The organism is Billgrantia saliphila, assembly GCF_002930105.1.
Classification (GTDB): Bacteria; Pseudomonadota; Gammaproteobacteria; order Pseudomonadales; family Halomonadaceae; genus Halomonas; species Halomonas saliphila.
On record NZ_PJRN01000019.1, the window covers coordinates 41,887 to 53,716 of the forward strand.

The following is an 11,830-nucleotide window of genomic DNA, read 5'->3' on the forward strand; positions in this document are numbered from 1 at the left end:
CATGTCCCAGATGACCCCCCGCGAGATCGTCCACGCTCTGGATCAGTACATCGTCGGTCAGCAGGACGCCAAGCGCGCCGTCGCCATCGCCCTGCGCAACCGCTGGCGGCGCATGCAGCTCGACGACGACCTGCGCCCCGAGGTTACCCCCAAGAACATTCTGATGATCGGCCCCACCGGGGTGGGCAAGACCGAAATCGCCCGGCGCCTGGCCAAGCTCGCTCGCGCGCCCTTCATCAAGGTGGAGGCGACCAAGTTCACCGAGGTGGGCTACGTGGGCCGTGACGTGGAGTCGATCATCCGCGACCTCACCGAGGCCGCCATCAAGCTGGTCCGCGAGCAGGCCAAGGATGAGGTCCGCCACCGCGCCGAGGATGCCGCCGAGGATCGTATCCTCGACGCCCTGCTGCCGCCGCCGCGCGGCCAGGAAGACAACCCCCGCACCGACAGTTCGACGCGCCAGATCTTTCGCAAGAAGCTGCGCGAGGGCGACCTCGACGACAAGGAGATCGATGTCGAGATTACGCCGCAGGGGCCGGGCATCGACATCATGACCCCGCCCGGCATGGAGGAGATGACCAGCCAGCTGCAGAGTCTGTTCTCCAACATGGGCCGCCAGAAGACCGAGACCCGCCGGGTCAAGGTCAAGGATGCCTTCGCCCTGCTGCGCGACGAGGAGGCCGCCAAGCTGGTCAACGAGGAGGAGATCAAGCACCGCGCCATCGATGCCGTGGAGCAGAACGGCATCGTCTTTCTCGACGAGATCGACAAGGTGGCCAAGGGCAGCGGGCAGTCCAGCGGCGGTGAGGTCTCGCGCGAGGGCGTGCAGCGCGACCTGCTGCCGCTGATCGAAGGCTCCACCGTCTCGACCAAGTACGGCATGGTCAAGACCGACCACATCCTGTTCATCGCTTCCGGCGCCTTCCACCTGTCGCGCCCCTCGGACCTGATTCCAGAGCTGCAGGGTCGCCTGCCGATCCGGGTCGAGCTCGAGGCGCTGACCCCCGAGGACTTCAAGCGCATCCTCACCGAGCCCTCCGCATCGCTGACCAAGCAGTACAAGGCACTGCTGGCGACCGAGGGGCTTGAAGTCGACTTCACCGAGGACGGTATCGGGCGCATCGCCGAGATCGCCTGGCGAGTCAACGAAGGCACCGAGAACATCGGCGCGCGGCGGTTGCATACGGTGATGGAACGGCTCTTGGAAGATGCCTCGTTCAAGGGCGCCGATTTCGGCAGCCCCCTCACCATCGATGCCGCCTACGTCGACTCCCAGCTCGGCGAGCTGGCCATGGACGAGGATCTGTCTCGGTATATTCTTTAAAGCGCGGCTACACCGCGCGAAGAGAAGAGAGGGAAGAATGAAGAGGGAAGCAGTGCCATGCTCTTCCCTCTTCCAGGCGCGCAGCGCCGCTCTTCTGTCTTACATCTCACCGGAGGTGCCCCATGACCGCCCCCACTCCCACCAGGATCCACTATCACAAGAAGGCTCGCGAGCTGGAACTCGGTTATGCCGGCGGCAAGAGCTACCGGCTGCCGGTCGAGTACCTGCGCGTCTATTCTCCCTCCGCCGAGGTGCGTGGCCATCATCCCAGCCAGGCCGTGCTGCAGGTAGGCAAAAAGGATGTCGGACTGAAGAACATCGAGCCGGTGGGTCGCTACGCCGTCAAGCTGGCTTTCGACGACGGCCATGACAGCGGCCTGTACAGCTGGGAATACCTGCACGAGCTCGCCGTCAATCAGGATGCCTACTGGGCCGACTACCTGCACCGCCTGGAAAAGGCCGGCGCCAGCCGGGAACCCTTGGGTATCGAGATCAAGCAACTGTAGCGGGTCAAAGACAAGGGAGCCGAGGGAAGGCTACAATAGGCCGCAAATTGAGGCCTAAGCTGGCTCGATAACTGGCTACGCTCGCCAATGTCGCATCAAGCTTCCTCACCTTTCCGCAGCGATTCGGGAGCCCTTTCCGCATGAGCCCTCACTCCACCCCCGGGGACCAGCGCACCGCCCACTTCGGCTACCAAGAAGTGCCGGTCGAGGAAAAGGCCTCGCGCGTGGCCGACGTCTTCCACTCCGTGGCGGCACGCTACGACGTCATGAACGACCTGATGTCGCTGGGCATTCATCGCCTGTGGAAGCGCCTCACCATCGAGCGCAGCGGCGTTCGGCCGGGCCATAGCGTGCTCGACATCGCCGGCGGCACCGGCGACCTTACGCTCAAGTTCTCGCGCATGGTCGGCCCCCGCGGCCGGGTGGTACTGGCCGATATCAATCCGTCGATGCTGCGCGTCGGGCGCGACAAGCTGATCGACAACGGCGTCGGCGGTAACGTCGAGTACGTGCAGGCCAATGCCGAGTGCCTGCCGTTTCCCGACAACAGCTTCGACTGCATCACCATCGCCTTCGGCCTGCGCAACGTCACCGACAAGGACGCCGCGCTGCGCTCGATGGCCCGCGTGCTCAAGCCCGGTGGCCGTCTGCTGGTGCTGGAGTTCTCCAAGCCCAACAACCCCGTGCTGACCCGAGCCTACGACGAGTATTCGTTTCGCCTGCTGCCGCTCATGGGCCAGATGGTGGCGAACGACGCCGAGAGCTACCGCTACCTCGCCGAGTCGATCCGCATGCACCCCGACCAGGAAACGCTCAAGGAGATGATGGAAGCCGCCGGCCTGGAGCGCGTCGAGTACACCAATCTCACCGGTGGCATCGTCGCCCTGCACCGCGGCATCAAGCTTTGAGGCCGTGATGACGCTGACCCCGACCCTGCTGCTGGCTGGCATCGAACGTTCCCTCAACGCCTTGCTCGCCCGCGACCTCGCCGCACCGGGGCGCTTGTCGAGGCTCGCTGGCCAGCGGGTGCTGCTGCGCCTCGAACGCCCCGCCCTCGCACTGCTGCTGAGTTTTCACCCTCATGGCGTCGACCTGCTGCGTCAGGACGCAGCCGACGAGACGGGGGCCGATGCGGTGATCGAGCTCGATGCCGAGGCTCTCGGCGACCTGCTCGGTGGGGAGGCGATGGAGCGCCTGATGTTCCAGGGCCGACTGGCGGTACGCGGGCGGGTACATCTGCTCGAGGAGGTTCGCGACCTGTTTCTCGATCTCGATATCGACTGGGAGGGCGAACTCGCCCAGTGGTTGGGTGACGTGCCTGCCCATAGCCTGGCCGAGGGCGTTCGTCGCATGGCCCGCTGGGGACTGCGCGCCCAGCAGGAGATGCGTGCCGATATCGCCGAGTACGTGTTCGAGGAAGCCCGCCTGCTGCCGGGGCGACAGCAGCTTGAGAACCTGCGCGATCACCTCACCGAGCTGGAAATGGCCACCGACCGCCTCGAAGCGCGGCTGACGCGACTGCGGCGCCAGCTGGAACGCGAGGCAACGGCATGATGGGGCTCCGCCTGCTGCGCATCATCTGGGTGATCACTCGCTATCGCCTCGACACCCTGCTACCGCTGGCGCGCTTGCCATGGTGGCTGCGTCTGGCCTTTCTGCTCTCGCCGCTGCGCCTGGTGCCCGTGGGGCGACGCTCCGGCGGCGAACGCCTGCGCCTGGCTCTGGAGTCGCTCGGCCCCATCTTCGTCAAGTTCGGCCAGCTCCTTTCCACCCGCCGCGACTTGCTGCCCGAGGAGATCGCCGACGAGCTGCGTCGCCTGCAGGATCAGGTGCCGCCCTTCCCCGGCCGTGAGGCGCGCGCTCTGGTGGAAGCCGAATTGCATCTGCCGATCGATGCGGCCTTTGCTCACTTCGAGCCCGAGCCGCTGGCCTCGGCCTCGATCGCCCAGGTGCATGCCGCTCGCCTGCACAGCGGCGAGGACGTCGTCGTCAAGATCATTCGTCCCGGCATTGATAGCGTGATGCGTCAGGACATGGCACTGATGTATCGTGTCGCCGGGCTATTGACGCTGATCCCCGAGGCGCGCCGCCTGCGCCCGGTGGAAGTGGTGCGCGACTACGAGTCAACCCTGTTCGACGAGCTCGATCTGCACAAGGAGGCGGCCAACACCTCGCAGCTCAAGCGCAACTTCAAGGATTCGCCACTGCTCTACGTGCCGACGATCCACTGGTCGCATACCCGCCGCAGAGTCATGGTGCAGGAGCGCATCCACGGGGTGCCGGTGGCTGATATCGCCGCACTGCGCACCCAGGGCACCGATCTCAAGCGCCTCGCCGAGCGCGGCGTGGAAATCTTCTTCACCCAGGTGTTTCGCGACAATTTCTTTCACGCCGACATGCACCCGGGCAATATCTTCGTCGCACGCGAGAACCCGCACGACCCGCAATACATCGCCATCGACTGCGGCATCGTCGGCAGCCTGACCCGCGAAGACCAGGACTACCTGGCACGCAACCTGCTGGCCTTCTTTCACCAGGACTATTACGAGGTCGCCGCCCTGCACATCGAGTCGGGCTGGGTCGGCGAGGAGACGCGCGCCAACGAGTTCGCCGCCGCCATTCGCACCGTGTGCGAGCCGATCCTCGAAAAGCCGCTCAAGGACATCTCCTTCGGCCAAGTGCTGCTGGGGCTGTTTCAGACCGCGCGCCGCTTCAACATGGAAGTGCAGCCGCAATTGGTGCTGCTGCAGAAGACCCTGCTCAACATCGAGGGTCTGGGGCGCCAGCTCTATCCCGATCTCGACCTGTGGACCACCGCCAAGCCCTACCTGGAACGCTGGATGAAGGAACGCGCCGGGGTAACGGGGTTCTGGGAGTCGCTCAAGCGCCAGGCGCCGGAGCTCTCCCGCCAGTTGCCGGAACTGCCTTCCGTGGCCCACCAGGCGCTCAGCCGCATCGAGCACGAACACCGCCAGCGCCGGCGCCAGGTACAGGCCATGAGCGGCATCCAGCAACAGCTGCGCGAGAACCGACGCAGCGCCCGTCGCCTGCGCCTGGGGCTGCTGCTCGGCGGGCTGGCGCTGGTCTGGCAGCCGCTGTTCGAGTGGGCCGCAGGCCAACCCTGGCCGGTGCTCGCCGCCGCCACCCTCGGCCTGCTGCTGCTGGCCTGGCAATGAACTTGATCCATCGCAACCCGAGGCCCATGCATGCGTGATATTCTCGATGAACTCTTCGACGTGCTGAGCCAGCGCCGCAACGCCGACCCCGACGAATCCTACGTGGCCGCCTTGCATCGAAAGGGGCTTAACAAGATACTCGAAAAGGTCGGCGAGGAAGCTACCGAGACCCTGCTGGCGGCCAAGGACGCCGAGGCCGGCGGCGACGCCGAACGCCAAGCGCTGGTCGCCGAGACCGCCGACCTGTGGTTTCATAGCCTGGTGATGCTGTCGCATCTCGGCCTCGACCATCAGGATGTGCTCGACGAGTTGGCCCGTCGCTTCGGCATTTCGGGGCACGAAGAGAAGGCCGCAAGGTCAAAGTGAACACGTCTTCCGGATCCGCCGGAAACCCGACTCAGAGGTAACCTTCATGTTAGGTGGCATCAGTATCTGGCAGCTGCTGATCGTACTCGGCATCATCATCCTGGTCTTCGGAACCAAGAAGCTGCGCAATGTCGGCTCCGACCTGGGCGGCGCGGTGAAGGGCTTCAAGCAGGCTGTCAACGAGGAAGACAAGGAAGGAAAGGACAAGCCGCAGGCCAAGGTGGCCCACGAGGAGGAGCCCAACACCTATGACGTCCGTGCCGAAGAGAAGAAGGCGGCGGACGGGGTCGAGGAACGGGAAGAGCGCAAGTAAGCCTCCATGTTCGATATCGGCTTCCTGGAACTGCTGATTATCGGGGTCGTGGGCCTGCTCGTGCTCGGCCCGGAGCGCCTGCCCAAGGCGGCGCGCACCGTTGGCCTCTGGGTCGGCAAGATCAAGCGCACCGTGTCGGGCATGCAGCGCGAGATCAACGCCCAGTTGGAGGCGGAAGAGCTGCGCCAGAAGCTCAAGGAGCAGCAAACCAAGCTCGACGAGAGCCTCGACAAGGCCAAGCGCGACGTCGAGAGCATCGCCGAGCCGGGTTCCTCGTCACGTCAGGGCAAGAGCGACGCCTCCGGGAGCAACGAAGCCAAGGCATCGGCTGCTCCACCCGCCTCCGCGCGCCTCGACGCGGCTCTGACGCATGCCAGGGAGCCCGACGACGAGGCGGCCGACACCCCATCCTCCCCAGATGACGACAAGGACGCCGCTTCCCGATGAGCGACTCCGACGACAAGCAGGAACTTGGCCAGGCCCCCCTGATCGAGCACCTCATCGAGCTGCGCTCGCGGCTGCTGCGGGCCGTGGTGGCGATCTTCGTGATCTTCCTCGGGCTCTACCCCTTCGCCAACGAGATCTACACCTTCGTGGCTCAGCCACTGATGGGGATGTTGCCGGAAGGCTCGCAGATGATCGCCACCGAGGTCGCCTCGCCGTTTCTGGCGCCCTTCAAGCTGACCCTGGTCGTGGCGGTGTTCGCGGCCATTCCCTACGTGCTGCACCAGGCCTGGGCCTTCGTGGCGCCGGGGCTGTACGAAAACGAAAAAGCGCTGGCCCTGCCGCTGCTGGCATCGAGCGTCGGGCTGTTCTACGCCGGTGCCGCCTTCGCCTACTATATCGTCTTCCCGCTGCTGTTCGAGTTCTTCACCCAGACCGGGCCGGAGGACGTGGCGGTGATGACCGATATCAACCAATATCTCAATTTCGTCCTCAAGCTGTTCTTCGCCTTTGGCGTGGCCTTCGAGATTCCCATCGCCACCTTTCTACTGATCGCCTCCGGCGCCACCACGGTGGAGAGCCTGACGAAAAAGCGCCCATACATCATTCTCGGCTGCTTCGTGATCGGCATGCTGCTCACCCCGCCCGACGTGATCTCCCAGAGCCTGCTGGCGATCCCCATGTACCTGCTCTACGAAGTGGGCATCCTGTTCGGCCGCCTGGTTCGGCGGCGGCAGCGCAAGGCTTCCGTGCCGGAACAGACGGGCGAGCGCGACGACGCCTGACGACTTTGCCGCGCCAACGCAAGCGCCCCCCGCTCGTCGCCGAGCGGGGGGCGCTGGTCCATAGATGAAACGTCGAGGGCTACAGGTCCATCAGCTCGTCGATACGATCGACCAGCTTGAAGATACCGGTGGCGGCCTCACTGATGCGGGTGGCCAGCATATAGGCCGGCGTGGTAACCACCCGATTCTCGAAATCGACTACGATCTCCTCGACCCCACAGCTGCGATGCAGACCGCCCATCGAACTGATCGCCCCGGACACGCTCGGGTCGTGGCCGATCGTCACGGCGATACCAGGCCCCAGCAGCTTCGGCACCAGAGCCGGCGCTATGCACATCAGTCCGATCGGCTTGCGCGCCTCGTGGAACGGCGCCAACGCCTCCACCAGCGACTCGAGCGGTTCCATGTCGCTGCCGGCTTCGGCGAAGTTCGACAGGTTCTTGGCCGCCCCGAAGCCCCCCGGCAGGATCACCGCGTCGAACTCCTCGGCCTCGAGCTCGTCGAGCGCCGAGATGTCGCCACGCGCCAGCCGTGCCGACTCCATCAGTACGTTGCGAGATTCACCCTCCACTGTCTCTCCGCTACGATGATCGATCACATGATGCTGCGCGATGTCCGGCGCAAAGCAGCGATAGCTGATGCCCAACTGATCCAGCCGCAGCAGGGTCAGGGTGGTCTCGTAGATCTCCGATCCATCCTGTACGCCACAGCCCGACAGGATGACCGCCACCTGTTTGCTCATGCTCTTCTCCTTGTAGTCAGGCGCCTCGAAAGAAGGGTCAGCCTCGAATCCCGAAGCCCACACTGTAGAGAGTCGCGCCGGGTGCGACAAGGCGCAGCTTTCCGCTCCCGACCGCGCTGATATACTCGATGGCATGTCGATGCCACTGTCATCGAACCGTCATCCATACCGGGCACACTGTCGCGAGCGGCGAACGTGGCCCCACAGTCGGAGTAGAGAGCCTTGAGTTTCATGACCACGCGCCAGTTTCCCGCCACGCGCATGCGCCGAATGCGGCGCGACGATTTTTCGCGCCGCCTGATGCGAGAAACCCACCTGACGGCCGCCGACCTGATCTGGCCGGTGTTCGTGCTCGACGGCGAGAAGCGACGTGAGCCGGTACCCTCGATGCCCGGGGTGGAGCGGCTGTCGCTGGACCTGCTCATCGAGGAGGCACGTGAGGCCGCAGCGCTGGGAATCCCCGCGCTGGCGCTGTTCCCGGTGGTGGACCAGGCGCTGAAGAGCGAACTGGCCGAGGAGGCCTACAATGCCAGCGGCCTGGTCCAGCGCAGCGTGCGTGCGCTGAAGGATGCGGTACCGGAGCTCGGCATCATCACCGACGTGGCGCTCGATCCTTATACCATCCATGGTCAGGACGGCATCATCGATGCCAGCGGCTACGTGCTCAACGATCGCACCGTGGAGACCCTGCTCAAGCAGGCGCTGTCCCACGCCGAGGCCGGTGCCGACGTGGTCGCGCCGTCGGACATGATGGACGGGCGCATCGGCGAGATCCGCCAGGTGCTCGAGCAGGAACATCTGCCCAACGTGCGCATCATGGCATATAGCGCCAAATACGCATCGCGCTACTACGGACCGTTCCGCGATGCGGTGGGCTCTGCCGCCAACCTGGGCAAGGCCGACAAGCGCACCTATCAGATGGACCCGGCCAACAGCGACGAGGCGCTGCACGAAGTGGCGCTGGACCTGACCGAGGGTGCCGACATGGTGATGGTCAAGCCCGGCATGCCTTATCTGGACGTGGTCCGGCGCATCAAGGACGAGCTCAGGGTGCCCACCTATGCTTACCAGGTGAGCGGCGAGTACGCCATGCACATGGCCGCCTTCGATCAGGGCTGGCTGGATCCCGACGAGATCATTCTCGAATCCTTGACATGCTTCAAGCGCGCCGGGGCCGACGGGATTCTCACTTACTTCGCCAAGCGAGCGGCGACACTGCTCGCATCATGACGACAGCGGTCCGGTCGCGTGTCGGCGGGGGCTGTCGGTTGAGCCAAGAGAGAGACGATGGCAGACGTGCCCACCCCCGCAGATCCGTTCCAGCCCGGGACCACCACACCGCCCGGCGAGGCCGTTGAACCCACCTCGCCGCGCCTCAATCAGACGCGGGCCGGCGTCAAGCCCAAGGCACCGCCCGACCTCGACGCCGACCTGAGCGACCCACGGCTCTATTTCAACCGCGAGCTGTCGAATCTGCAGTTCAACGTCCGCGTGCTCGAGCAGACCCTCGACGAGGCGCACCCGCTGCTCAACCGCCTGATGTTTCTGCTGATATTCTCGTCCAACATGGACGAGTTCTTCGAGATTCGCGTCGCCGGCCTGAAACACCAGATCGCCCTGGGCGATTTCTCCACCGGCCCCGACGGTCGCTCACCGCGGGCGCTACTCGCCGAGATTTCCCAGGTCGCCCATGAGCAGGTGGCGCGCCAATATCAGATCCTCAACGACGTCTTGATCCCCGCGCTGCACGTTCAGGGGCTGCGCTTTCGTCGTCGTGACGACTGGACCGCGGCTCAGCAAGCCTGGATACAGGAGTTCTTCTCGGCCGAGATCATGCCGGTGATCAGCCCCATCGGGCTGGATCCTTCCCACCCTTTTCCACGCCTGGTCAACAAGAGCCTCAACTTCATCGTCGAACTGGAGGGCAAGGACGCCTTCGGACGCCAGGGAGGGCTCGCGATCCTGCCGGCACCGCGATCGCTGCCCCGCGTCATCGCCTTGCCCCCCGAACTGTGCGAGTCGGGTTTCAGCGAATACGTCTTCCTTTCGTCGATGATTCACGCCCATGCCGGCGAGGTATTCCCCGGCATGGCGGTGCGCGGCTGCTATCAGTTCCGCCTGACCCGTAACGCCGATCTCGCGGTGGATCCCGACGAGATTTCCGACCTGGCTTCGGCGCTGCGCGGCGAACTGCTGGCCCGGCGCTACGGCAGCGGCGTGCGTCTGGAGGTCGCCGACAACTGTCCCGATCGCCTTTCGGCGTTCCTGCTCAAGCAGTTCGAGCTCGACGAAGCCGACCTCTACCGGGTCGACGGACCGGTCAACCTGACGCGCATGATCTCGGCGCTCGGCGAGCTGGACCGCCCCGACCTGCAATATCGCCCCTTCACCCCGGGGCTGCCCAAGCTCCTGCGCAAGAAGGAAAGCCTGTTCGACGCCATCGCCGCAGGCGATATCCTGCTGCACCACCCCTTCCAGGCTTTTTCGCCGGTGGAGGATCTGCTGCGCGAGGCGGCGCGTGACCCCAGCGTGCTGGCCATCAAGCAGACGCTCTACCGTACCGGCGCCGATTCCGGCATCGTCAATGCACTGGTCGAGGCGGCCTCCAACGGCAAGGAGGTCACGGTGGTGATCGAGCTGCGCGCACGCTTCGACGAGGCCGACAACCTGGCGCTGGCCTCGCGTCTGCAGGAGGCTGGCGCCATCGTCATCTACGGGGTGATGGCCTACAAGACCCACGCCAAGATGATGCACATCGTACGCCGCGAACGCGGCCGGCTGCGCCACTACGCCCACCTGGGCACCGGCAACTATCACGCCCGCACCGCCAAGCTGTATACCGACTACAGCCTGCTCACCGCCAATGCAACGCTATGCGCCGACGTGCACAAGGTGTTCCAGCAGCTCTCAGGCATGGGCCGGGCACAGCATATCGACACCCTGCTGCATGCCCCCTTCACCCTGCACGACCGTCTGTTGGCGATGATCGAGCGCGAAGCCGAACACGCCCGCCGCGGACGCCGCGCGCACCTGATCGTGAAGTGCAATTCGCTAACCGAACCGAAACTGATCCAGGCGCTCTATCGTGCGTCCCAGGCCGGCGTCGAATGCGACCTGATCATTCGCGGAATGTGCTCCCTACGCCCCGGCGTACCGGGCATCTCCGAGACCATCCGCGTCCGCTCGATCATTGGGCGCTTCCTCGAACATACCCGTGTGTTCCACTTTCATAACGACGGCAAGCCGGAGACTTGGTGCTCCAGCGCCGACTTCATGGCCCGCAATATGTTTCATCGGGTCGAGACCGCTTTCCCGCTGCTCGACCGCAAGCTCGCCGAACGGGTACGCAAGGATCTCGAGACCTACCTGGTGGACAACTGCCAGAGCTGGTTACTGCAGCCGGACGGCAGCTACCTCAAGCAGCAGCCGTGCGGGAGCGACGCGATCAGCGCCCAGGAGACGCTGCTCTATGCCTACGCCGCCAAGGCCTGACCCCGCTGCGCGAAAGCGTGGGCCTCAACGCTTGCGAAAGGCGTCGAGATCGTTGGGATCGAAGCCGTCGATCTGCTCGGGCAATCCCTTCTCCTCGCGCAACTGGTGCAGACGCAGGCGCTCGGCGAGCAGTTCGCCGTCATCGTCAAGGGTCCGGCCGTTGAGTTCGGCGAGTTGGGCCATGCCCTGGTGATAGAAGGTAAGCAGGTGCAGCGCCACGGGATTGTCCTGCTCCACCTCGCGGCGCAGGGTCGCGAGGTAACCACTCACCCGCGAGAGATGGTGCTTGAGCTGCCAGACATAGCGCATCTCGCTCATCCACGGGCGCTCACGCAGCACGGCGAAGATCATGCTGGTGGCGAACAGCCCCAGCAGCACGCCCAGCGCATTGAGCCACAGGCTGGAGCCGAAGGTCGCGGTCAGCAGTTGGGCGAACAGCACGCCGAAGACAATTAACTGCGCGGCCATGACCACGCTGATGATCCTGGCCTTGCGTCGATAGGTCTCGGGGTCGTGATGCTCAAAGGTGAACGGCATGTGGCGGGCTCCTGTTGCAGCGAGAATGCGAGGGATTATCCCGGCATCGTCACAGCGAGTACAGGCCCGCCCTTCGAGGCCAAGCTCAGCGCAGCCGCTCGGCGGCTTCCAACAGCAGCGCCGCGGTACTATCCCACCCCAGGCA

General features: G+C 64.8%; 13 protein-coding genes. 11 read left to right on the forward strand and 2 right to left on the reverse strand.

Going from position 1 to position 11,830, the window contains the following annotated elements; all coding sequences use genetic code 11:
* The first annotated feature begins 1 nt into the window (after position 1).
* The 9 genes from hslU to tatC all read left to right on the forward strand — a co-directional run bounded on the left by hslU (position 2) and on the right by tatC (position 6,914).
* Complete coding sequence (gene hslU, locus CYJ07_RS17570; RefSeq protein ID WP_104205020.1) at positions 2 to 1,324, forward strand: ATP-dependent protease ATPase subunit HslU; 1,323 nt, start codon at positions 2 to 4, stop codon at positions 1,322 to 1,324.
* Between the two features lie 122 nt (positions 1,325 to 1,446).
* Positions 1,447 to 1,830 carry a gamma-butyrobetaine hydroxylase family protein gene (locus CYJ07_RS17575; protein WP_104205021.1) on the forward strand — a complete coding sequence of 128 codons (384 nt, stop codon included), beginning with the start codon at positions 1,447 to 1,449 and terminating at the stop codon, positions 1,828 to 1,830.
* Positions 1,831 to 1,970: 140 nt separating this feature from the next.
* Positions 1,971 to 2,738 (forward strand): bifunctional demethylmenaquinone methyltransferase/2-methoxy-6-polyprenyl-1,4-benzoquinol methylase UbiE, encoded by a 768-nt coding sequence (gene ubiE / locus CYJ07_RS17580; protein WP_104205022.1) that lies wholly within the window; start codon positions 1,971 to 1,973, stop codon positions 2,736 to 2,738.
* 7 nt (positions 2,739 to 2,745) lie between these two features.
* Positions 2,746 to 3,384, forward strand: a complete 639-nt coding sequence (locus CYJ07_RS17585) for a ubiquinone biosynthesis accessory factor UbiJ (protein WP_104205023.1) — start codon at positions 2,746 to 2,748, stop codon at positions 3,382 to 3,384.
* A complete protein-coding gene (ubiB, locus tag CYJ07_RS17590; RefSeq protein ID WP_104205033.1) occupies positions 3,384 to 5,006 on the forward strand; it encodes a ubiquinone biosynthesis regulatory protein kinase UbiB in 1,623 nt (540 codons plus the stop codon). The genes CYJ07_RS17585 and ubiB overlap by 1 nt, the downstream gene beginning before the upstream one ends.
* Before the next feature lie 30 nt (positions 5,007 to 5,036).
* Positions 5,037 to 5,372, forward strand: a complete 336-nt coding sequence (locus CYJ07_RS17595) for a phosphoribosyl-ATP diphosphatase (protein ID WP_104205024.1) — start codon at positions 5,037 to 5,039, stop codon at positions 5,370 to 5,372.
* A gap of 46 nt (positions 5,373 to 5,418) precedes the next feature.
* Entirely contained in the window at positions 5,419 to 5,685 is a 267-nt protein-coding gene (tatA, locus tag CYJ07_RS17600; RefSeq protein WP_104205025.1) for a Sec-independent protein translocase subunit TatA, read from the forward strand.
* A 6-nt stretch (positions 5,686 to 5,691) separates the two neighbouring features.
* Positions 5,692 to 6,132, forward strand: a complete 441-nt coding sequence (gene tatB, locus CYJ07_RS17605) for a Sec-independent protein translocase protein TatB (protein WP_104205026.1) — start codon at positions 5,692 to 5,694, stop codon at positions 6,130 to 6,132.
* Positions 6,129 to 6,914, forward strand: a complete 786-nt coding sequence (gene tatC, locus CYJ07_RS17610; protein ID WP_104205027.1) for a twin-arginine translocase subunit TatC — start codon at positions 6,129 to 6,131, stop codon at positions 6,912 to 6,914. The genes tatB and tatC overlap by 4 nt, the downstream gene beginning before the upstream one ends.
* 79 nt (positions 6,915 to 6,993) lie before the next feature.
* Here the strand turns inward: tatC and elbB are convergent, their stop codons facing one another.
* The gene (gene elbB, locus CYJ07_RS17615) at positions 6,994 to 7,656 is read right to left on the reverse strand and encodes an isoprenoid biosynthesis glyoxalase ElbB (protein WP_104205028.1); all 663 of its coding nucleotides are present in this window, start codon (positions 7,654 to 7,656) and stop codon (positions 6,994 to 6,996) included.
* A gap of 231 nt (positions 7,657 to 7,887) precedes the next feature.
* On the opposite strand from elbB, the gene hemB reads away from it, so the two are divergent.
* Positions 7,888 to 8,886, forward strand: a complete 999-nt coding sequence (gene hemB, locus CYJ07_RS17620; RefSeq protein WP_422666976.1) for a porphobilinogen synthase — start codon at positions 7,888 to 7,890, stop codon at positions 8,884 to 8,886.
* Between the two features lie 57 nt (positions 8,887 to 8,943).
* Entirely contained in the window at positions 8,944 to 11,148 is a 2,205-nt protein-coding gene (gene ppk1 / locus CYJ07_RS17625) for a polyphosphate kinase 1 (protein ID WP_104205030.1), read from the forward strand.
* A gap of 24 nt (positions 11,149 to 11,172) precedes the next feature.
* Here the strand turns inward: ppk1 and CYJ07_RS17630 are convergent, their stop codons facing one another.
* Positions 11,173 to 11,685, reverse strand: coding sequence for a DUF3087 family protein (locus tag CYJ07_RS17630; protein WP_104205031.1), 513 nt, complete (start codon positions 11,683 to 11,685; stop codon positions 11,173 to 11,175).
* Positions 11,686 to 11,830: the final 145 nt, after the last annotated feature.